The organism is Streptomyces sp. NBC_01471 (genome assembly GCF_041438865.1).
GTDB lineage: Bacteria > Actinomycetota > Actinomycetes > Streptomycetales > Streptomycetaceae > Streptomyces.
In genome coordinates this window covers 839,744-859,172 of the sequence record NZ_CP109450.1, presented here as the reverse complement: position 1 = coordinate 859,172, position 19,429 = coordinate 839,744, and the positions used below count along the sequence as shown (strand labels likewise).

The following is a 19,429-nucleotide window of genomic DNA, read 5'->3' as shown; positions in this document are numbered from 1 at the left end:
CCGTGATGTCAGTCAGAGTGGTATGCAGGATTCCCGATGATGGGAATCCCGTGGACGATAGGCAGGGCACCTTCGGAACCCTGAGAGCAAGTGGAGACCATGAGCCGCCGAAAGTTGCAGTTTCCGTCCTGGCTGCCGATCGATCCGTACATCCTGGCGCTGATCGGCACCGTCGCGGTGGCGGCGCTGCTGCCGGCCCGTGGCACGGCGGCCGACGTGGCCGGGGGTGCGTCCACCGGGGCGGTGGCGCTGCTCTTCTTCCTCTACGGAGCCCGGCTCTCGACCGCCGAGGCGGTCGAGGGGCTGAAGCACTGGCGGCTCCATATCACGGTCCTGGCCTGCACTTTCATCGCGTTTCCGCTGCTCGGTCTCGCGGCGAAGGGCGTCGTGCCGTTCGTACTGACGCCCCCGCTCTACAACGGGCTGCTCTTCCTCTGCCTGGTGCCGTCCACCATCCAGTCGTCGATCGCCTTCACCTCGATCGCCCGCGGCAACGTACCGGCGGCGATCTGCGCCGGTTCCTTCTCCTCACTCGCCGGCATCGTGGTGACGCCGGTGCTCGCGGCGCTGGTGCTGGGCAACAGCGGGGGCGGTTTCTCCGCCGACTCCCTGCTGAAGATCGTGCTGCAACTCCTGGTGCCGTTCCTGGCGGGGCAGTTGCTGCGCCGCTGGGTGAGCGGTTTCCTCGTACGGCACAAGAAGGTCCTCGGCTATGTCGACCGCGGGTCGATCCTGCTGGTCGTCTACACCGCGTTCAGCGAGGGCATGGTGCGTGGCGTCTGGCACCAGGTGAGCTTCGTCCGGCTGCTGGGGCTGCTGGGGGTCGAGGCGGTGCTGCTTGCCGTCATGCTCACCCTGAGCTGGTACGGGGCCAAGCGGCTCGGCTTCGACCGCGGCGACCGGATCGCCATCCAGTTCGCCGGGTCGAAGAAGAGCCTGGCGGCCGGACTGCCCATGGCGAGCGTGCTGTTCGGTGCGCAGGCCTCGCTGGCCGTGCTGCCACTGATGCTCTTCCACCAGATGCAGCTGATGGTCTGCGCGGTGATCGCCAAGCGCCGCTCGCGGGACCCGCTGCACGAAGAGGTGGAGACGCCGGTTCTGTCCGCGACCGCTACGCGGTGACCAGCACCACCTTGCCGAGGTTGGCGCGGGACTCGATGAACCGGTGGGCCCGCGCGGCGTCCTCCAGCGGGACCTCGGCGTGTACGGCGGTCCGCAGCAGCCCGGTGCGGTGCAGCTCCCAGAGTTCGGCGCACCACCTCGCGTACAGCTCGGGATGGTTCCTCGCGATGAGCGCCATCTGGAATCCGATGACCGACTTGGCGCCGGCCAGCAGGTCGTACGCCTGAAGGGTGCCGCCGCCCGAGCTGAAGGCGACCAGCCGTCCGTTCGGCGCGAGGGCCGCGACCGCCGGAGCGAGCAGCGCTCCGCCGACCCCGTCCACGACCACGTCCACCGGCTCGCCCCAGTCCGCTTCGCCGTACGTCACCACCGCGTCGGCGCCGAGTCCGCGCAGGAACTCCGACTTATCCGACGACCCGGTGGCGGCGACCACCCGCGCGGCGCCGTCCAGCCGGGCGAGCTGGAGCGCGAGATGGCCGACACCGCTCGCGGCGGCCGTCACCAGCACCGATTCGCCGGGGCGGGGCCGGGCGGCACGCAGCGCGCCCCGCGCCACCAGTCCGCTGCGCACCAGGGCCACGGCGTCCACCGCGCTCGCGTGCTCCGGGATCCCGGTGGCGAACGGCTCGGCCAGCACGGCGAGGTCCGCGTAGGAGTCGGCGAAGCAGAGCCCGGTCACCCGGTCGCCCGCGGCGAAGCCGGTGACCCCGGCGCCGACCGCAACGACCGTGCCCGCGATCTCCCCGCCCAGGGGTGCGGGTGCGCCGGCCTCGCGCACTTTCCGTACGGCCGGCAGGGTCACCCCGATCGCTTCCGAGTGCACCAGGAGTTCGCCGGGCCCGGCTTCGGGCGCCGGGACGTCCTCCAGGTACAGCACGCCGGGCCCGCCGTTCCTGTCGTACCGAACACGGCGCACGGGTACCTCCAGATGTCATGGGGAGCCCCAACGGTATCTGGTTTTCATTGGGAGCCCCAATGGTTTCGCGCTAGGGTTCCCTCATGACTGCCGTCCCCCCTCCCGCGCTTGCCCGGATCACCGCTCTGCCCAGCTGGCTGCTCGGCCGCGCCGCGGCCCGCGGCCACCGGCTGCTCGCCGATTCGTTCGCGGGGGAGGGGATGCGGATGCCGCACCACGTGGTGCTGACGGCCGTCGCCGCGCTCGGACCCGTGTCCCAGGCGGAGCTGGGCCGCACGGTGCGCATCGACCCCAAGGACATGGTCACGGTGCTCAACGAACTCCAGGCCAAGGACCTCGTCACCCGCACGGCCGACCCCGCCGACCGGCGCAAGAACGCGATCACCATCTCGCCCCCGGGACGCACCGCACTGCACCGCCTGGAGGAGCTGGGCGACGCCGCCAACGACGAACTGCTCGCCCCGCTCGATCCCGCCGAACGGGCCCAGCTCACGGCGCTGCTCGCCCGGATCGTGCACGCGACGGACAGCCCGGACACCCAGGAGAGGTGACGGCGGGTCGCTCCGGCGGGCCGGGGGAGAACCGTGCCGCCGGACGCGGCGGGGGAGAACCGTGCGCCGGACGCGGCGGGGAATGCCGTGCGGTCAGACGCGCCGGGGCGAGGCCAGCAGATAGGCCGCGCCCGCCCGCCGGTCCGCATGCGCCGAGGTCTGCCAGCCCGCACGCGCCAGCGTCTCGGCGTACGCCCAGGAGTCCGGCCCGTCCACCCGGACCGCCTCGGGCTGCGCGGACTCGCTCACCAGATAGCCGCGGCAGCAGCCCGCCTCCAGCGCGAGCGCGGCGGCCTGCGTCAGATGCGTACGCTCCCAGGCGCACGGCCGGTCCACCGAGCGGTCGGGGTTGCTGACCCGGCGCATCTCGACCAGGCCGGCCCACGCGCTGCGCACCTCACGCTCCCGCACGGGGTCCGGTTCCGCTGAGATGTCCCCGGCGCTCCCGGCGCTTCCGGTGGCGGTGCGGGCGTGGAACACGACGGGTGGCTCCCCGGCCGCAGGGCCCGGCGCCGGTGCGGGGTCCGGATCCGGCGGCGGGACCAGCCTGACCGGCTCGGCGGCCAGCCGCTCCCGCATCCGCTGTCCGGCCGGTGTCAGGTAGTGCCGGTGCGGGGGGCGCGGGTGGCGCAGCGCGAGACCCTGGGTGACCAGCGAGGCCAGGGCCGACGCGGCGCCCTGGAGAAGTCCGGACTCGGCGTCGGCGGTGCGGATCGCCCGGCGCTGGGCTGCGGACGGCTGACGGGTCATGCTCCTGACCGTACTGCCGCCGCACGGCGCAGGGAACAGCGGCCGCAGCCGCTCACCGGGGCGGCCGGTTTTCCGTCCGGATCAGACCCGGGGAGCCCGTCATGCTCCGGACGAAGGGCCCTGCACCCCGGAGCGCAGGGCGATCCGCTCGTCGCCGGCGTAGACGTTCATGGAGGAACCGCGGAGGAAACCGACCAGGGTCAGGCCGGACTCGGCGGCCAGATCGACGGCCAGCGAGGAAGGGGCGGACACGGCCGCGAGGACCGGGATGCCCGCCATCACCGCTTTCTGGGCCAGTTCGAAGGAGGCCCGGCCCGAGACCAGGAGAACGACCTGCGAGAGCGGGAGCAGGCCGCTCTGCAGGGCCCGGCCGACGAGCTTGTCCACCGCGTTGTGGCGGCCCACGTCCTCCCGTACGTCGAGCAGTTCGCCCTCCGGCGTGAAGAGCGCCGCCGCGTGCAGTCCACCGGTGCGGTCGAACACCTGCTGCGCCGCCCGCAGCCGGTCGGGGAGGACGGCGAGCACATGGGGTTCCACCCTGACCGGCGGGGTGTCGGCGATCGGGAAGCGCGCGGTGGTGCGGACCGCGTCCAGGCTCGCCTTGCCGCAGAGCCCGCACGAGGAGGTGGTGTAGACGTTGCGTTCCAGCGTGATGTCGGGCAGCTCGACGCCCGGAGCCAGCCTGACGTCCACCACGTTGTACGTGTTCGAGCCGTCGGCGGTGGCCCCCGCGCAGTACACGATCGACTGGAGCTCCTCCGCCGAACCGAGCACGCCCTCGCTGACCAGGAATCCCGCGGCGAGGGCGAAGTCGTCGCCCGGGGTGCGCATGGTGATGGCGAGGGCCTTGCCGTTCAGCCGGATCTCCAGCGGCTCCTCGGCCACCAGGGTGTCGGGCCGGGTGGTCACCGCTCCGTCCCGGATGCGGATGATGCGGCGGCGTTCGGTGACCCGGCCCATGGGAATCAGTCCTACTCTTCGATCGGTGCTGCGGCGAGGTGACCTCGACGGTCCCATTCTCCCGGACCGGGCGGGCGACCTGGCAACGGCACCGGACATCCGGCTGACAGGGGGTGCGGCGCTTCCCGTACGCGCGGCCGTTGCCCGCCAGGCGCCCGGAAGTGATCCGAAGCCTCCAAGAGGAGCGCCCGAATCTTGGTGCTTTACGTGCCGTCGTACCCGTGAGTCGCTGACGAGACTGGAGGGCTCCTGACATCAGCAGCAGAGGGGTCCCGGGCATGACCGGAACACGCATCGCCGCACTCGGCCATTACCAGCCGGCCAAGGTTCTCACCAATGACGATGTAGCCGCCCTTGTCGACACCAGTGACGAATGGATCCGGACCCGGGTGGGCATCAAGACCCGCCACATCGCCGGACCCGAGGAGCCCGTCGACGAACTCGCTGCCCAGGCCGGAGCCAAGGCCCTCGCCGCTGCCGGGCGGGCGCCGGGCGAGATCGACCTGGTCCTCGTCGCGACCTCCACGGCGATCGACCGCTCGCCCAACATGGCCGCGCGTGTGGCTGCCAAGCTGGGCATGGCCTCGCCCGCGACCATGGACGTCAACGTCGTCTGCTCGGGCTTCACCCATGCCCTGGCCATCGCCGACCACGCGGTACGGGCCGGATCCGCCGAGCGCGCACTGGTGATCGGCGCCGACAAGATGGCCGAGATCGCCGACTGGACCGACCGCTCCACCTGTGTCCTGGTGGGGGACGGTGCGGGCGCCGCCGTGGTCGAGGCCTGCGAGGAGGACGGCATCGGCCCGGTGCTGTGGGGATCGGTCCCCGCGATGGGCAACGCCGTACGGATCGAGGGGACACCGCCTCGCTTCGCCCAGGAGGGCCAGTCCGTCTACCGCTGGGCCACCACCCAGCTGCCGCCGATCGCCCGCAAGGTCTGCGAGAAGGCGGGGGTCACTCCGGAGGAACTGGCCGCCGTCGTGCTGCACCAGGCCAACCTGCGGATCATCGAGCCCGTCGCCGCGAAGATCGGCGCCGTGAACGCAGTGATCGCCCGTGATGTGGTCGATTCCGGCAACACGTCGGCCGCCAGCATCCCGATGGCCCTGTCCAAGCTGGTGGAGCGGAGGGAGATCCCGTCCGGCGCGCCGGTCCTGCTCTTCGGGTTCGGAGGAAACCTCTCGTACGCGGGGCAGGTGGTCCGCTGTCCGTGACGGACGGCGTACGGCTGACCGGCCACCGCCGGCCGGGCACTTCGGCCATGGTCCGCGCGCTCGTAGACTGTAGACGATAACCAATTGCTCCACGCCGACCGCCGACCCGCCGCCGACGCACCGCCGGCCCAGGCGGGCCGCAAGGGGGACCGTGATGTTGTCCACAGGACTGTCGCAAGGGGCCGTACCGAGGCTGGAGCGGCCGGGACCGCTGCGGGAGCGGGTGTACGAGACGCTGCTCGAACTCATCACCACGCGGGCGCTGTCGCCGGGCCAGCACCTGGTCGAGAGTGAACTCGCCGGTCACCTCGGGGTGTCCCGCCAGCCGGTGCGTGAAGCACTGCAACGGCTCAACACCGAGGGATGGGTCGATCTGCGCCCCGCGCAGGGCGCGTTCGTCCACGAGCCCACCGAACAGGAGGCCGACCAGCTGCTTTCGGTCCGCACGCTCCTGGAGGCGGAGGCCGCCCGGCTGGCCGCGGCCGGGTCCGGGTCCGCGGGGGTCGCCGCGCTGGAGAAGCTGTGCGAGAAGGGCGAGCGGGCCGTCGCGGACGACGACCCGGACCTCGCGGTGGCGGCCAACGCCGAGTTCCACGCCAAGGTGATGGAACTGGCCGGCAACGTCGTTCTGGCGGAACTGGCGGGGCAGGTGGACCGCCGGGTGCGCTGGTACTACCAGCCGGTCGCCCGGCAGCGCGGCACGCAGTCCTGGATCGAGCACCGTGCGCTGATCGCGGCGATCTCGGCACGGGACGAGAAGGCGGCGACCGAGGTCATGCGGGCGCACACCGAGCACACCCGCGCGATCTGCCACCGGCGCGAGAACGGCTGATCGCCCGGGTGCACGGTGGGGTGGCGGTCGACGCCCCGGTGGCGTCACTCGCCGTGGTGATCTGCACACGACGTGGTGGTCCTCGCGGCGTACGCTCACAGAACGGGCACCCGTGTCATCGGACCCGACCGTCCCGGCGTGACGGACCCGTAAGCCCAGCCCGGCAAGTCCGGCCCGCCGGGTCCGGGCCGAGAGGGCGGTCTTCCGCGCGCCGGGTCGCGTGCCAGGAATGCCACCACATGCCCCGCCCCAGCTGAGCGGAGACCCACCGATGGCGCCCACCCTCACCCTCAAGTCCGGAACCTCCTGGGCCGACGCCTGGCAGCGCTGCCGCGACGTGGCACCCGAGGCGTTCAGGGACGACCGTGTACTGAACCTCTGGAACGGTGCGTGGCAGGCCGACGGGCGCGTGCTGCCCGCGACCAGTCCGGTCGACGGCAGCCGCATCGCGGGCCCGCCGCGCCTGGACGCCCCCACCGCCCAGCAGGCCGTACGCGCCTCCCTCGACCAGCACCGCGCCTGGCGCCACGTCCCGCTGCCCGAGCGCCGGGCCCGGGTCTGCGCCACGCTCGACGCGCTCACCGAGCACCGCGAGCTGATGGCGCTCCTCCTGGTCTGGGAGATCGGCAAGCCCTGGCGGCTGGCCACGGCCGATGTCGACCGCGCCATCGACGGTGTGCGCTGGTACGCGGAAGGCATCGAGGCGATGGTCGCGGGCCGTACCCCGCTCGAAGGCCCGGTCTCCAACATCGCGAGCTGGAACTATCCGATGTCGGTGCTGGTCCACGCGATGCTGGTGCAGGCCCTGGCCGGGAACGCGGTCATCGCCAAGGCCCCGACCGACGGCGGTGTCGCCTGTCTGACGCTGGCGTGCGCACTCGCGGCCCGCGAGGGCATCCCGGTCACCCTGGTCAGCGGCAGCGGCGGCGAACTCTCCGAGGCCCTGGTCCGCTCCCCGGAGATCGGCTGCGTCTCGTTCGTGGGCGGCCGGGACACCGGGGCGAGGATCGCCACCGCCGTGGCCGACCTCGGCAAGCGGCACATCCTCGAACAGGAGGGACTCAACACCTGGGGCTTCTGGAACTTCACGGACTGGCCCGCACTTTCCGCGGTGATCCCCAAGCTCTTCGACTACGGGAAGCAGCGCTGCACGGCCTATCCCAGGTTCGTGGTCCAGCGCAGCGCGTTCGACGCGTTCCTGGCGGCGTACCTGCCCGCCGTGCGCTCCATCCGTACGGGCCACCCGCTGGCCGTGGAGAACCCGTCCGATCCCTTCCCGGAGCTGGATTTCGGGCCGCTGATCAACTCGGCCAAGGCCAAGGAACTGGACGGTCAGGTGGCCGAGGCCATCGACCGCGGTGCGATCCCGCTGTACCGGGGAAGCCTCGCGGAGGGCCGCTTCCTGGCCGGGCAGGACACCGGTGCCTACCTGCCGCCGGTCACGCTGCTCAATCCGCCGCCGTCCTCCCCGCTCTTCCACGCGGAGCCCTTCGGCCCGGTCGACACGATCGTGCTGGTCGATACCGAGGCAGAACTGCTGGCCGCCATGAACGCCTCCAACGGGGCACTGGTCGCCACCCTGTCGACGGACGACCCGAAGACGTACGACCGGCTGGCCCCGCAGATCCGGGCCTTCAAGGTCGGCAACTCCAAGCCCCGGTCGCGCGGCGACCGCGACGAACTCTTCGGCGGCCACGGCGCGTCGTGGCGCGGCGCCTTCGTGGGCGGCGAACTGCTGGTCCACGCGGTGACGGAGGGGCCGGCGGGGGAGAGGGCGCCGGGCAACTTCCCGGAGTACCAGCTCATGCCGTGACGGCCCGGCAGACGGTGCCGGGAACTGGCCCCCGTACGACGGCGCCGGGGACTGGCCGTGCGCGCTCGGCTACGCGTGGTACCGCCGCCGGGAACACGGGGCCGAAGCACCCCGGCGGCCGTCCGGGGCCAGCCGCTGACCACGGTAAACACGGGTGAAGGCGACCGCGAACCCCTGGTATTGTTGTCCTTGTCGCCGCGGGGAACAAAGCCGTGGCCGACAGACACCTTGTCCGGGTGGCGGAATGGCAGACGCGCTAGCTTGAGGTGCTAGTGCCCTTTATCGGGCGTGGGGGTTCAAGTCCCCCCTCGGACACTTCGAACAGACAAGAGACGGGTGGTGCGGACCGGATATCCGGTCCGCACCACCCGTCTCTTGTTCTTCCTGGACGTCACATCAGTCGGTGCGGTCGGGTCGGCCTGCGCGACTGAGGCGGCTCGCTCCGCCGGAACTCACGGCGCGGGCGTGGGCGGTGCGACTGCGTTTGGCCGCTACTACGGTGCACACCAAACCGAGTAGGGCGGTGACGCCACCGATGACCGCGTTGCTCCAGATGATCCCCTTGTCCGGATGGCTGCCCACGATCCATGGGGCAACGACCAGCCAGGCGCCCATCACGACCATGGCCCAGCTGAGGCCGTACATCCGCTCCGGCATGATGGTGAACCCGAGACCCAGCAGGGCAATCGCGATGCCCATGATGAGGTTGTGCGTCGTCAGCGCCGACTGGGTGCTCGAGAAGTGGATCACCCACGCGGACACCGCGCAGTACACACCGACGAGAAACACCGGCCCGTCCACGAGCGCCACATCGCGCCCGCCGAGCATTCGGTCGTACCGAGCCCGCATTTCGGGGACGTCGGGGTGGGTTGCTAGATCGCCTCTTGTGTGTGAGACGTCGGCCATGCGACTCGCCTCCTTCTTCGCTGCAAGTCCGACCGCGTGTGCACGGCCAAGCCGCGCACGTTCCAGTTTGCCCCTGTTTGCGTGTTTTGTATAGAGAAGATAAAGCGCCCGGGATTTCTGGTGGTCCTGGCCCCACCTGGCAACGACGCCGAGAGGGGCCCGCTGTCTCGCACCCATGGCGAGCAGCGGGCCCCTCTCTCGTGCGTGCTGTACGGGCCCGGTCGGCGAGCTCCTGCAGCGGACTCGGTCGGCGGGCTCCGTCAATGGTCCCGTCAGCGCAAGGTGGCGTAGACGATCAGGTTGTTCACCGGGTGTCCCTGCGCGTCGAACGATCCGTCGCATGTGATCAGGCGCAGGGCGCGGTCCGTGGTCTTGCCGTAGACCTTGTCGGTCGGGAACGTCTTCTTGCTGACGCTCTCCGTGCCGGTGACCGTGAAGTGGGCTGTCTTTCCGAGCGTGTTGCGGACGGCGATGTCCGCGCCCTTGTGGATCTTCCTGAGGTCGTGGAAGACGGCTTTGCCGAAGCGGGTGTCGTTGTGGCCGATCAGTACGGCGGCGCCCTTTTCGCCGGGGGTGGCGCTCCCCGTGTACCAGCCGGCCGTCATGCCCTTGTCCGCCGGCGGGACCTCGACCGTGCGGTCCGCGTTGAGTCCGAGCCGCAGCAGCGAACTGGTCACCCCGATCGACGGGATCGACACATCCGTCGGGGGCGCGGGCTGCTTCGTGTCCGTCTTCGTGTCTGTTTTGGTATCGGTCTCGGTGCTCTTGCCGGCGTCGGAGCCCGACGCCGTACTCGCCGTGCCGGCGGGCTTGTGCCCCGCTGAGTCCGAGGACCCGGACGAACAGCCCGTGAGCGCCGCCAGGGTGAGGCAGACGGCTGCTGCGGGCAGTGCGGCGGATCGCCATATCGGCTGGTGCGTACGGGGCATGAGGGCTCCAGGACGTTCAGGGCTACGGGAGAGAAGCGTGGGGCTGACTGAGTACACGGCGGACACGGGTGAGGACGCGAGACGCAGGCAGTGGCGCCGCCCGGTGACGGACGGCGCCACTGCTGGGGGTGTGTCAGCCGTTGCGCTGTGCGGCGGAGCGGCGGCGCAGCACGACCGTGCCGGCGCCCGCGAGAAGGACGGCCCCGGCGGCCGAGCCGATCAGGGCGGTGGTGTCGCTGCCGGTCCCGGCCGGGCGCTCACCCGCGGCGACGGCGCCGCGCGGGGCGACGACCGGCTGGGCGGCCCGGGCGCTCGGGACACGCGTGGCGGGCCGGGGCGCCGGGGCGGGCTTGTCGCCCGCGGCCACGGCGCCCTGCGGGGCCTGCGCGGCCCGCTTGGCTGCCTCGGCCCTGCGGGCGGAGGGGACCACGGTCGGCTGCTTGGACTTGGCCTTGCCGGCGGACGGCGCCGCGGACGGCTCGGCCTTGGGGGCGACGGGCTTGGGGCTGTCGGACGCGAAGGCGGCGGTCGACGGGACGATCACCGTGCCGACCGCTACGGCGGCGAGCAAAGCGGTACGCAGGGACAGACGTGGGGACATGAACAGCTCCAGTTCCAGCCCGGCCTTGGTGATTCCTGGTTGCGGTTCGCAGCAGGCGCCGGGCACAGCGACAGACTGGCAAGCAGTTATGAGGAAGCTGTCAGGACGCTGTGGTCATGGGATCAGGGCGAGGGCGCCGAGGTTTCAGCCGCCGGGCTCTGCGTTCCCCCCGGCCGCCGGCTCGTCCCTGTCCGTTGCCGGCTCCGGTCGTCGCAGCGGCAGTCTGAGGGTGAAGACCGAGCCCTCCCCCTCCGTACTGGCCGCACTCACGGTGCCGCCGTGCGCCTCGGCGAGTTTGCGGACGATCGCCAGGCCCAGGCCGCTGCCGCCCGTGCGGCGATTACGTGACTTCTCGGCACGCCAGAAGCGGTCGAAGACGTACGGAAGGTACTCGGCGGGGATGCCGGTGCCGGTGTCGGCCACCTCCAACACGGCCTCCGTGAAGGCCGCCTCGGCGGCCCGGCCCGCGGCCTGACCGGGCGTACCGCCCCGTACCCGCAGCGTGACCTGTCCGCCCGCCGGTGTGTGGCGCACCGCGTTGGAGACCAGATTGCCCACCGCCTGCCGCAGCCGGACCGGGTCGGCCGCCAGGACCAGCGCGGGGGCTGCCGGTGGGGCGCCGCTCACTGTCAGCGTCACCCCCGCGGTCTCCGCGCGCGCCTGGTGGGCCGACGCGACCTGGCCCAGCAGGTCCTGGATCCGTACCGGCTCCACGTGCAGCCGCAGCGCCCCCGCGTCGGCAGCCGAGAGGTCCTGGAGGTCGTCGATGATGTGCTGCAGCTGCACGGCCTCCTCCAGGAGCGAGGAGACGAAGGCGGGATCCGGTTCGGCCAGGCCGTCCTGTGCGGCCTCCAGCCAGCCGCGGATATTGCTGAGCGGCGTGCGCAGCTCGTGCGCGACATCGCTGACCATCGCCTTGCGCTGCTCCTCAAGACGTGCGCGGTGCGCCGACATGTCGTTGAACGTGGCCGCGAGTCGCCCTATCTCGTTGTCGGTTGTGACCTCGACCGGCTCCGAACTTCCGCTGTCCCGCATCCGCTGCGCGGCGTTGGTGAGCGCGTGGAGCGGGCGGACCAGCCGGGCCCCGGCGAGCACGGACGCGCCGACCGTGAGGGCGAGGACGAGTGCGGCGACCCCCGCGATACGGGCGGTGTTGGCCGGCGAGAGGTTGAAGCCGGGGACCGTGGCCCTGCCCTGGTCGCCGATGAACAGCAGGGCGGGCGACGCGACGTACGAGCTGAGCTGTTCGCGGCGCGCGGTGCCGACGCAGGACGCGATGGCCCGGTCGTCGTCGCTGTTGCGGACGCTCGGTGGCACGGGACTGGGCTGGGCGGCAGAGGGAGTGGGAATGGGAGCGGGCTGGTCGGCCACGGCGCTCGCGGCCCTCTTGGCCACGGGCACCGCGGCCTCGTTCCAGGAGAGGTTCAGGCTCAGATGAACCGCGTCGCGGTGCTGGCGGTCCAGGCAGGCGTCCGCCAGGTGGTTGAGCGCGGTGAGCGCCTTCTGCTCGGTGGGGGTGGGCGCGTCCAGCGCCTCCGTTTCGCACCTGGTCCCCTGGGTGCGGTCCGGGTCGTTGCCGACCGCCTGGATACGGGGGCGGCCACTCGGCCCCTCCACCACGTCCGACGCGATCCCGAGGCTGCCGAGGCAGGCCACGGCGTGGTCGGCGGCGTGTCTGAGCGTCCTGCGCTCCGGCGCGGGCAGCCGGAACGGCCCGACGGCCCGTGGATCGATCCGGTCGGCCGAGGTGTCGTTCTTGGTGGCACTCCGCGCAGCCAGCGTGGTGTCCATGGAGAGCGGGTCGACGACCGCTGAAACCTGGGGTGGCAGCGCCGGGGGCTGCTTCTGGGTCGCGGAGTCGGCGACGAGTTGGTGGTTCTCGGTGGTCAGGGCGATCCGCCGGCCGGACTGCCGGGCCAGGTCGCGCACCGTCGCCTCGACGCCGTCCCAGCGGGGATGCGCGGCCGCGTAGCCGAGCAGGGTGTTGTAGATGCGGGTGTCGGCGGTGAGGTTCTGGCCCTGCTCCTGCTTGATCGCACCGGATGTGGTCTGTGCGGCGAGCCAGGCGGTCGCCATCACCGAGCACGCTGCCACCAGCGCCGACACCGCCAGGAGCCGGCCGAGCAGACTCTTGCGCAGCGGCAGCCGGATCCGCCGTACAAGCTCCGGCTGCCCCACGGGACCGGAAGGCCCCGACGGCTGCCGGCTCCGCCTCTTACTGCGACGCAAGGTGGGCGCCCTTCGCCGGATCGGTCAGTTTGTAGCCGACACCGAACACGGTGAGCAGCCGGGCCGGTCTGCGCGGGGCCGTCTCGATCTTCTTGCGCAGGTTCATGACGTGTACGTCGACCGTGCGGTTGCTGATGTACCGGTCGAAGCCGTGCAGTTCGGCCAGCAGCTGCTGCCGGGTGAAGACCCGGTCGGGCTCGGCGGCCATCGCGGCCAGCACCCGGAACTCGCCCGGCGTGCAGTCGACCTCCCGGCCGCCGACCGACACCGAGTGCCGCGCCGGGTCGATGACCAGCGCGCCCACCGACAGCAGCGGATCGGCGGCGGGCGCCGCACCCCCGGACCGCTGCGAGCGGCGGAGCAGGGTGCGGACCCGCGCCATCAGCTCCCTTGGGCTGTAGGGCTTGGTCATGTAGTCGTCGGCGCCCAGATCGAGCCCGAGCAGCAGATCGTCCTCGGTGGTACGGGCCGTCAGCATCAGCACCGGCAGCTCCCGTGACTCCGCGCGCAGCACCCGTACGACGTCCAGGCCGTCGGCGCGCGGCATCATCACATCCAGGACCAGGAGGTCCGGTGTCCTCTGCCGTACCTCCTCCAGAGCAGCGAGGCCGTCACCCACGACGGTGACCGCGTGCCCTTCGCGTTCGAGGTATCGGCGTACCAGCTCGGCCTGTTTCTCGTCGTCTTCAGCGACGATGACATGTGCGCACACGTCGCTGATCGTAGATGAGTTCGGAAACCCCCGACGGCCGCCGCCTACCATGGGGCCGCATGGGGAACTGGGAGAGGGCCGGACAGCCGGCCCGGGACGTACCGGCCGCGCTGTCCTCCGTTTCGGGGGAGCCGGGCGGCCGCCTGAGCCTGCCCGAGGTAGAGGCGCTCGCCCGCCGGGTGCACGCCGAGCAGACCGACAAGGCGGGGCAGCCGTACACCGTGCACCTGGCGGCGGTCGCGGAGGGAGTCGCGGTACGGGGCGGCACCGACGACCAGATCGCCGCGGCCTGGCTGCACGACTCGGTCGAGGACGACGCGCTGAGCGCGGACTGGCTGGAGGGGGCGCCGCTGCCGCGCGGTGTCAAGGACATGGTGTTCGCCATGACCAAGCGGACGGGGGAGAGCCCGGAGGCTTACGCGGCCCGGATCCTCGCGGTGCCGGGGGCGCTGCTGATCAAGGAAGCCGACCTCGCCCACAACGCCGACCCGCGGCGGCTGTCCGTACTGGACGCACCGACCAGGGAACGCCTCACGGCCAAGTACGCGCGGATGCGGGAGTTGTTGGGGCTCGGCTGACTCCACCCCGGTCCGCCCAGCTGCCATGGCCGGGGTGGGCCCCCGCCCATGGCCCGAGCGACGGAACACCTGCGGGCAGAACGCCCGCAGGCGCCACAGCCGGCGGGGCTCAGGTACGCGGCCGGTGCCCCCGTTCCTGTCGTGGGAAGCTCTGGTCGGCGCCCGGCAGTGTCGGCTTCGGGAGCGTGGCCACCTCCTCCTTTGCCTGCTCCAGCTGTTCAGCCGTGTCCTCCGGCAGGTGCGGCGGGCGGCGGTGGGCGTCGGAGAAGCGGAAGGCCGAGGTCAGATCGCCGAAGGTGCGGCGGCGCCACTGGGTGATGTTGGGTTCCCGTACCCCAGTGAACCGCTCCAGGAACTGGAGCGCCGACGTGTGGTCGAAGCGCTCGCCCGCGACCCAGCCACCCACGGTCCAGGGCGACACGATGATCGCGGGGACCCGGAAGCCGCCGCCGATCGGCAGCCCCTGGACGAACTCGTCCGCCGTGCCGGGCTTCGGGGTGGGGGGCGCCACGTGGTCGAACAGGCCGTCGTTCTCGTCGTAGTTGAGGATGAAGGCGGTCTTCGCCCACACCTTCGGATTGGACGCGATGGCCTCGATCTTCTGAGCCACGAAGTCCGCGCCCGCCGCCGGCAGGTAGTCCGGGTGTTCGGACTGGTAGCTCGTTGGCATGATCCAGGAGACGGCAGGCAGCCGGTCGTTGCGGGCGTCGTCCTCGAACGTGCCTTCCGGCTGCGGGCGCACTCCGCGTTCGTACAGCTCGTCACCGGGCTTGGCGTCCTTGAAGGACTGGAAGTTCTCCAGCATGTTGCACCCGTAGTCGTCGTCCTGCTGGTAGACCTTCCAGCTGACGCCCGCCGCCTGCAGCCGCTCCGCGTAGGTCGTCCAGCGGTACGGCGTGGGGGCGGTGTTGTTCAGGATCGGGCCGCCCTGGGTCCCGTTCGGGTCGAGTGTGCCCGTCATCCAGTACAGCCGGTTCGGCCAGGTGGGCCCGAACACCGAGCAGAAGTAGTTGTCGCAGATGGTGAAGGTCTCCGCCAGCGCGAACTGGAAGGGAATGTCCTCCCGCGTGTAGTAGCCCATGACGTAGGGGCCGTTGAGCCCGTCGGCCTTGCGGTGGGCGGGGAGCCACTGGTCCATCCGGCCGCCGTTCCACGCCTCGTGCTGTACGGACCAGGCGTGGCTGGTGGACGGGATGGCCTGGGCGCTCGACGTGTGCGTGTCCAGGTGGAACGGGAGCAGATAGCCCTTCGGATTCACGGTGTCGGGCTGGTAGAAGACCGGCTTGCCGTTGGCCAGCTTCTGCGCCTGTGGATCGCTGAAGCCGCGTACGCCGGACAGTGTGCCGAAGTAGTGGTCGAACGAGCGGTTCTCCTGCATCAGCATGACGACGTGTTCGATGTCGCGCAGGGAGCCGTGGCGCGGCGGCCCGGCCGCGACCGCCTTCTGCACGCTGGGCGGAAGCAGCGACAGTGCGGCCGCACCGCCGACCGCGCCTGCCGCTGAGCCAAGGAGTCTGCGTCGCGTCAACTCGGCCATGAACATCCCCTTCTCAAGCTCGGACGGGCCCCTTTCAGGGCCCTCCGGAAACTCTTGCGGGCAGCCGGTGAGGAGCAGAGGGGTGAAACGGTGAACACGTGGACAATGAGTGGCAAGGGGTTGGCCAAGCCAGAACCTTGTGTTCGCACACGGACGGATCCCGCCCGGATGTGGTCCGGGCGGGATCCGTGGTCTCCGGGATACGGAGGCGAAGCCGTCAGTGCATCAGCGTGCCAGTGGGGGAGGCCGGTGCCGGTCGGCAGCTCGTGGTGCACGCGCTGCCGGTGGTGCCCGCCACGGCAGTTGACGCACGCACAGCTGTGGGTGCGCCCACAGCCGGTGGCGCACGCGCAGTTGGTCAGCTGACGGGGGCCGTCGTCCGCGCCGTCGTGCCGTCCGCGTCGTGTGCCGGAGCTGTCCGCGGCAGGAGATGACGCTCGGCGAGGTGGCCGAAGATCATGCCGAACCCGGTCCACAGGGTGAGCTGGATGGCGAGTGCCGAGAGCCGGAACTGCCAGAGCAGAGTGGCCGGGAAGTCCTTGGGCACCTCGTTGATGGCGGGCAGGAACTCATAGGCGAGTCCGACCACCACGAGGAAAGCGGCGCCCGCCGACACAGTGGCGTTCCAGTTGCCCAGCCGGGGCGCGAGCCGCTTGCCGAGGATCACGGCGGCGACGGCGAGCAGCACGCTGAGGACCATCATCAGGAAGTACAGCGTGGTGCGTTTGCCGATGGTGCCGGGGTCGCCGACGGACGGCGGGTTGGCCGGGTACTTGAGGAACGGCACGACGTACACGGCGATCAGGGCGCCGGCCGACACCAGCACGGCTGTCGCCCGGGGGCCGAACCTGCCGGTACGGCCGAGTGCGAAGCAGAACGCGAGGGCGGCGATGCCGCCGACCGCGACGCCGAAGACGAGCACACCGGTGGCCAGGCCGGCTGTCGACTGGAGGGAGCGGCTGACCACCTCCATCTCGTGCTCGTGGCTGTGCGCGTCCTCGAAGGCGATGGCCGAGTCCACCCGCGGCTCACCGAGCAGATAGGCGACGACCAGCGCCAGCACACCGGCGGCGAGGCCGGCCAGCATGCCGCGGACGAGCAGGGCGCGTATGGATATGGAGTTCATGAGAGAGGTCCCCTGGACGTCAGCGGTCAGTGGCAGGGGAAGCCGAGAAGGTGACGCCCGTCATGGACCCACTCGTGCACATCCGTCCCGGAGACGAGCGAGGTGGCGCCCTGTTCGGCGCCGACGAAGTACAGCAGGATGAGCATGAGGATCCCGAAGAAGACCGCCCAGGGGGCGATGGCCTTGAGGGAGAGAGGAGCGATCGCCGGAGTGGCGGGGGCGCTCGGGGTGGGGGCAAGGGAGTTTGCCATGGCAGAACCTCCTGGGGAACACGCGTCCCGATCGTGGTGCCTGAGACGAAGGTGCTGGGTCTGACTTCCCGCAGAACGGGTTCACAGTGGCGCGACCGTGCCGGATTCCCACCGGACTTCCATCACACCCTCGTCATGTTCATGTGGACCGTACCGCTTGCCGGGCCGGCTCCGCTACGGTGCCGGTCGGCCGGACGGCCCGTCACACCCCGTGCCCGCCGCCCCCAACTCACGTGATCCGCTTGCCCTGCCGAGCGGACGGACACCGCGACGGGGACAGCGATGACGGTACGCGTGATGTTGATCTCACCTGCCCACAGCGCCGCACTGCGCGAAGCGCGCTTCGACGGCGAGGGGCCGCGGATCCCGCCGCGGCGCCGCACGGTGGTGAGTCCCTGCACGCGCTCCGCGAGCGGACGGGCACCTGGCTGGAAGGGCCGGCCGGCGGGGGCGGCCGGGGGCTGGCAGTGGCCGGTCCCGCCGTGGTGCGGGCCGCCGTACCGCAGGTGCCGGCCCTCCCCGGCGAGGTGCTCTGGCGGCTGGACGCGGCACCGTGACGCTGACCGAGCTGAGCGGCAGGGCCGGACGGTGGAACCTGCGCATCGGACGGCCGCTGGAACCGTGACCCGGGATGCGCGCCCGCAGCCGGTGCGCTCCGCTGGGAGGCACGCGACCGGACTGGACAGCACCGGACTGGCCGACCGGGCTGGACAGCGTCGGACCGGACAGCACCGGACTGGCACAGCACCGGACCGGCACAGCACCGGACCGGACCGGGCCGGACTGCACCGGAGGAGCTGGACCCGGGCGTACCGCGGGCAGTGCGCCGAGCATCACAGCCCGCGGGCCCGCTCTGCGGGAATCTTCGCTGGTCGTGACAGGCTGAAGCCCTTGTACAACATCAACACCGACGTCACCCCCGGCACCGGCATCACACCGGCTTCGAGGTGACAGACGCGAAAGGGCAGGGCGGTCATGGGAGAGCTGATTCTCGTACGGCACGGTGAGACCAGCTGGAGCCGCACCGGGAAACACACCAGCTGGACGGATCTGCCGCTGACGGCGTCCGGCGAGGAGCAGGCCCGCAAGGTCGCACCACTGCTGGCCCAGCGGCGCATCGCGCTCACCCTGACCAGCACGCTGACCCGGGCCAGGCGGACCGCCGAGCTGGCCGGGCTGGTGCCCGCCCACACCGACGCCGACCTGCACGAGTGGGACTACGGGGCGTACGAGGGCATCACCAGCGCGGAGATCCACCGGGACCGGCCCGACTGGGACCTGTGGACCGACGGAGTGGCCGAGGGGCCGCCCGAGCACCCCGGTGAGACCCCGCAGCAGGTCGGTGAGCGCGCCGACCGCGTCCTGAAGCGGGTCGACGTGGCGCTGCGCGACGCCGACCTCGACGGCGAGGGCGGAGACGTCGTCCTGGTCGCGCACGCCCACTTCCTGCGGGTGCTGACCGCGCGCCGCCTCGGCCTGCCGCCCTCCGCCGGAGCGCTCTTCCGGCTGGACACCGCATCCGTGAGCCGGATCGGCACGGAGCACGGCCGGCCCGCCCTCGCCGTGTGGAACCAGGTCCCGCAGCCCGTCAGCGGCTGACGGGCACCGTCCCGGCCGTCGTCTCGACCTCCAGCAGCGAGGCGCTCTGCCGCTCGGCCTCGAAGGCCGCGTGCCCGCCGCGCAGGCCGAACAGGCGCTTGCCGAGCAGGATGTAGAGCACCGCCAGGATGTTGATCGCCAGCGTGGCGATCTTCAGCCAGCTGACCTTCTCGGTGAGTTCGTAGACCTCCAGCGGCAGGAACACCGCGGTGGCGATGACGGTGAGATACTCGGCCCAGCGCTTCGCGCGCCACAGCCCGACACCCTCGATGATCTCGATCAGCGCGTAGACGACCAGCAGCGCGGCCACGAGCACCAGCGTGGAGTGCTTGTAGCCGAAGGTCTTCTGGATGGTGCCGACCACCGGCGAGTTGTCCAGGTCGTAGTGGAAGTGACGGAACACCGGACGCAGCACGTCCAGATTCTCGTCGAAGAGCCGGCGCACCGCGTCCTGGCTGTTGCTGAACTTCCACACGGCCACGGCCGCCAGCACGATGAACACGCCGCGCACCGCCCGCTCCACGGCGAGAAAGCGCAGGATGAACAGATCGCGCAGCACCCTGCCGCGCGGCACCAGCGGGGCGTCCCGCGCGGGACCCGCCCCGTGCGGATCCCCCAGAGCGAAGTCCCCGCAGCGGAGGCAGCGCCAGGCCTCGCCGAGTCCCGTCTCGGCACGCAGCCGCGCCGCCAGTTCCGGTTCCTGCGGGGCGTACGTCACGTGCCCGCGCCGTGCGCAGGTGCGCCGGTCCCAGTCGATCTTCATGCTGTCTTCCCCGTGATCGTTCGGTTCTTGATGTTCT

General features: G+C 71.3%; 19 protein-coding genes, 1 tRNA gene, 2 pseudogenes and 1 riboswitch. Of the genes and pseudogenes, 9 read left to right on the top strand and 13 right to left on the bottom strand.

Going from position 1 to position 19,429, the window contains the following annotated elements:
• Positions 1–99 precede the first annotated feature (99 nt).
• Positions 100–1,122 (top strand): bile acid:sodium symporter family protein, encoded by a 1,023-nt coding sequence (locus tag OG285_RS03745; RefSeq protein ID WP_371790153.1) that lies wholly within the window; start codon positions 100–102, stop codon positions 1,120–1,122.
• On the opposite strand, the gene OG285_RS03740 is transcribed toward OG285_RS03745, so the two are convergent.
• On the bottom strand, positions 1,112–2,038 hold the full coding sequence (locus OG285_RS03740) for a zinc-binding alcohol dehydrogenase family protein (RefSeq protein WP_371790152.1): 927 nt from the start codon (positions 2,036–2,038) through the stop codon (positions 1,112–1,114). The genes OG285_RS03745 and OG285_RS03740 overlap by 11 nt on opposite strands.
• Before the next feature lie 83 nt (positions 2,039–2,121).
• Between OG285_RS03740 and OG285_RS03735 the strand changes: the two genes are divergently transcribed.
• Positions 2,122–2,589, top strand: a complete 468-nt coding sequence (locus tag OG285_RS03735) for a MarR family winged helix-turn-helix transcriptional regulator (RefSeq protein WP_356830941.1) — start codon at positions 2,122–2,124, stop codon at positions 2,587–2,589.
• A 93-nt stretch (positions 2,590–2,682) separates the two neighbouring features.
• On the opposite strand, the gene OG285_RS03730 is transcribed toward OG285_RS03735, so the two are convergent.
• Both OG285_RS03730 and fdhD read right to left on the bottom strand, forming a co-directional pair.
• The gene (locus tag OG285_RS03730; protein ID WP_371790151.1) at positions 2,683–3,339 is read right to left on the bottom strand and encodes a hypothetical protein; all 657 of its coding nucleotides are present in this window, start codon (positions 3,337–3,339) and stop codon (positions 2,683–2,685) included.
• 99 nt (positions 3,340–3,438) lie between these two features.
• Positions 3,439–4,299, bottom strand: a complete 861-nt coding sequence (fdhD, locus tag OG285_RS03725) for a formate dehydrogenase accessory sulfurtransferase FdhD (RefSeq protein WP_371790150.1) — start codon at positions 4,297–4,299, stop codon at positions 3,439–3,441.
• Between the two features lie 278 nt (positions 4,300–4,577).
• Here fdhD and OG285_RS03720 point away from each other — a divergent pair, with 278 nt between their 5' ends.
• From OG285_RS03720 to OG285_RS03705, 4 genes are all read left to right on the top strand, one after another.
• Complete coding sequence (locus tag OG285_RS03720) at positions 4,578–5,516, top strand: beta-ketoacyl-ACP synthase III (protein WP_356830935.1); 939 nt, start codon at positions 4,578–4,580, stop codon at positions 5,514–5,516.
• A 154-nt stretch (positions 5,517–5,670) separates the two neighbouring features.
• A complete protein-coding gene (locus OG285_RS03715) occupies positions 5,671–6,348 on the top strand; it encodes a GntR family transcriptional regulator (RefSeq protein WP_371790149.1) in 678 nt (225 codons plus the stop codon).
• Positions 6,349–6,619: 271 nt separating this feature from the next.
• Positions 6,620–8,161 (top strand): aldehyde dehydrogenase family protein, encoded by a 1,542-nt coding sequence (locus OG285_RS03710; RefSeq protein WP_371790148.1) that lies wholly within the window; start codon positions 6,620–6,622, stop codon positions 8,159–8,161.
• 230 nt (positions 8,162–8,391) lie between these two features.
• Positions 8,392–8,476 (top strand) — tRNA-Leu (locus OG285_RS03705).
• Between the two features lie 153 nt (positions 8,477–8,629).
• Here the strand turns inward: OG285_RS03705 and OG285_RS03700 are convergent.
• The 5 genes and pseudogenes from OG285_RS03700 to OG285_RS03680 form a co-directional block, all read right to left on the bottom strand.
• A pseudogene (locus OG285_RS03700) lies at positions 8,630–9,067 on the bottom strand (SPW repeat protein); the annotation flags it as partial.
• A 272-nt stretch (positions 9,068–9,339) separates the two neighbouring features.
• A complete protein-coding gene (locus OG285_RS03695; RefSeq protein WP_356834432.1) occupies positions 9,340–9,996 on the bottom strand; it encodes a class F sortase in 657 nt (218 codons plus the stop codon).
• Between the two features lie 133 nt (positions 9,997–10,129).
• Complete coding sequence (locus OG285_RS03690; protein WP_356834430.1) at positions 10,130–10,597, bottom strand: LPXTG cell wall anchor domain-containing protein; 468 nt, start codon at positions 10,595–10,597, stop codon at positions 10,130–10,132.
• A gap of 144 nt (positions 10,598–10,741) precedes the next feature.
• Positions 10,742–12,826 (bottom strand): sensor histidine kinase, encoded by a 2,085-nt coding sequence (locus OG285_RS03685; protein WP_371790147.1) that lies wholly within the window; start codon positions 12,824–12,826, stop codon positions 10,742–10,744.
• Positions 12,813–13,538, bottom strand: coding sequence for a response regulator transcription factor (locus tag OG285_RS03680; RefSeq protein WP_356834428.1), 726 nt, complete (start codon positions 13,536–13,538; stop codon positions 12,813–12,815). Before OG285_RS03680 ends, OG285_RS03685 begins: the two co-directional genes overlap by 14 nt.
• A 59-nt stretch (positions 13,539–13,597) precedes the next feature.
• On the opposite strand from OG285_RS03680, the gene OG285_RS03675 reads away from it, so the two are divergent.
• The gene (locus OG285_RS03675) at positions 13,598–14,116 is read left to right on the top strand and encodes an HD domain-containing protein (protein WP_371790146.1); all 519 of its coding nucleotides are present in this window, start codon (positions 13,598–13,600) and stop codon (positions 14,114–14,116) included.
• 109 nt (positions 14,117–14,225) lie between these two features.
• Here the strand turns inward: OG285_RS03675 and OG285_RS03670 are convergent, their stop codons facing one another.
• The 3 genes from OG285_RS03670 to OG285_RS03660 form a co-directional block, all read right to left on the bottom strand.
• Positions 14,226–15,653: an alkaline phosphatase family protein gene (locus tag OG285_RS03670; RefSeq protein ID WP_356834424.1), complete on the bottom strand. Its 1,428-nt coding sequence runs from the start codon at positions 15,651–15,653 to the stop codon at positions 14,226–14,228.
• Between the two features lie 358 nt (positions 15,654–16,011).
• Complete coding sequence (locus OG285_RS03665; RefSeq protein WP_371790145.1) at positions 16,012–16,779, bottom strand: CbtA family protein; 768 nt, start codon at positions 16,777–16,779, stop codon at positions 16,012–16,014.
• A 26-nt stretch (positions 16,780–16,805) separates the two neighbouring features.
• Complete coding sequence (locus OG285_RS03660) at positions 16,806–17,030, bottom strand: CbtB-domain containing protein (RefSeq protein WP_356834420.1); 225 nt, start codon at positions 17,028–17,030, stop codon at positions 16,806–16,808.
• A 3-nt stretch (positions 17,031–17,033) separates the two neighbouring features.
• Positions 17,034–17,178, bottom strand: a riboswitch (adenosylcobalamin (AdoCbl) riboswitch).
• A 214-nt stretch (positions 17,179–17,392) separates the two neighbouring features.
• Between OG285_RS03660 and OG285_RS03655 the strand changes: the two are divergent.
• A pseudogene (locus tag OG285_RS03655) lies at positions 17,393–17,655 on the top strand (histidine phosphatase family protein); the annotation flags it as partial.
• Between the two features lie 208 nt (positions 17,656–17,863).
• On the opposite strand, the gene OG285_RS03650 reads toward OG285_RS03655, so the two are convergent.
• Positions 17,864–18,007 (bottom strand): hypothetical protein, encoded by a 144-nt coding sequence (locus OG285_RS03650; protein ID WP_356834417.1) that lies wholly within the window; start codon positions 18,005–18,007, stop codon positions 17,864–17,866.
• On the opposite strand from OG285_RS03650, the gene OG285_RS03645 reads away from it, so the two are divergent.
• Positions 18,006–18,629 (top strand): histidine phosphatase family protein, encoded by a 624-nt coding sequence (locus OG285_RS03645; protein ID WP_356834415.1) that lies wholly within the window; start codon positions 18,006–18,008, stop codon positions 18,627–18,629. The two genes, OG285_RS03650 and OG285_RS03645, sit on opposite strands and share 2 nt — an antisense overlap.
• On the opposite strand, the gene OG285_RS03640 is transcribed toward OG285_RS03645, so the two are convergent.
• Positions 18,619–19,392: a DUF2127 domain-containing protein gene (locus tag OG285_RS03640; protein WP_371790144.1), complete on the bottom strand. Its 774-nt coding sequence runs from the start codon at positions 19,390–19,392 to the stop codon at positions 18,619–18,621. The genes OG285_RS03645 and OG285_RS03640 overlap by 11 nt on opposite strands.
• Between the last annotated feature and the right edge of the window lie 37 nt (positions 19,393–19,429).

What these genes read in the sequence shown, in the direction of transcription:
- OG285_RS03730 (WP_371790151.1), bottom strand. Translation starts at nt 3,339, where the DNA reads ATGACCCGTCAGCCGTCCGCAGCCCAGCGCCGGGCGATCCGCACCGCC.
- OG285_RS03695 (WP_356834432.1), bottom strand. Translation starts at nt 9,996, where the DNA reads ATGCCCCGTACGCACCAGCCGATATGGCGATCCGCCGCACTGCCCGCA.
- OG285_RS03720 (WP_356830935.1), top strand. Translation starts at nt 4,578, where the DNA reads ATGACCGGAACACGCATCGCCGCACTCGGCCATTACCAGCCGGCCAAG.
- OG285_RS03715 (WP_371790149.1), top strand. Translation starts at nt 5,671, where the DNA reads ATGTTGTCCACAGGACTGTCGCAAGGGGCCGTACCGAGGCTGGAGCGG.
- OG285_RS03735 (WP_356830941.1), top strand. Translation starts at nt 2,122, where the DNA reads ATGACTGCCGTCCCCCCTCCCGCGCTTGCCCGGATCACCGCTCTGCCC.
- OG285_RS03640 (WP_371790144.1), bottom strand. Translation starts at nt 19,392, where the DNA reads ATGAAGATCGACTGGGACCGGCGCACCTGCGCACGGCGCGGGCACGTG.
- OG285_RS03645 (WP_356834415.1), top strand. Translation starts at nt 18,006, where the DNA reads ATGGGAGAGCTGATTCTCGTACGGCACGGTGAGACCAGCTGGAGCCGC.
- OG285_RS03670 (WP_356834424.1), bottom strand. Translation starts at nt 15,653, where the DNA reads ATGGCCGAGTTGACGCGACGCAGACTCCTTGGCTCAGCGGCAGGCGCG.
- OG285_RS03660 (WP_356834420.1), bottom strand. Translation starts at nt 17,030, where the DNA reads ATGGCAAACTCCCTTGCCCCCACCCCGAGCGCCCCCGCCACTCCGGCG.
- OG285_RS03690 (WP_356834430.1), bottom strand. Translation starts at nt 10,597, where the DNA reads ATGTCCCCACGTCTGTCCCTGCGTACCGCTTTGCTCGCCGCCGTAGCG.
- OG285_RS03745 (WP_371790153.1), top strand. Translation starts at nt 100, where the DNA reads ATGAGCCGCCGAAAGTTGCAGTTTCCGTCCTGGCTGCCGATCGATCCG.
- OG285_RS03650 (WP_356834417.1), bottom strand. Translation starts at nt 18,007, where the DNA reads ATGACCGCCCTGCCCTTTCGCGTCTGTCACCTCGAAGCCGGTGTGATG.
- OG285_RS03675 (WP_371790146.1), top strand. Translation starts at nt 13,598, where the DNA reads ATGGGGAACTGGGAGAGGGCCGGACAGCCGGCCCGGGACGTACCGGCC.
- OG285_RS03710 (WP_371790148.1), top strand. Translation starts at nt 6,620, where the DNA reads ATGGCGCCCACCCTCACCCTCAAGTCCGGAACCTCCTGGGCCGACGCC.
- OG285_RS03665 (WP_371790145.1), bottom strand. Translation starts at nt 16,779, where the DNA reads ATGAACTCCATATCCATACGCGCCCTGCTCGTCCGCGGCATGCTGGCC.
- fdhD (WP_371790150.1), bottom strand. Translation starts at nt 4,299, where the DNA reads ATGGGCCGGGTCACCGAACGCCGCCGCATCATCCGCATCCGGGACGGA.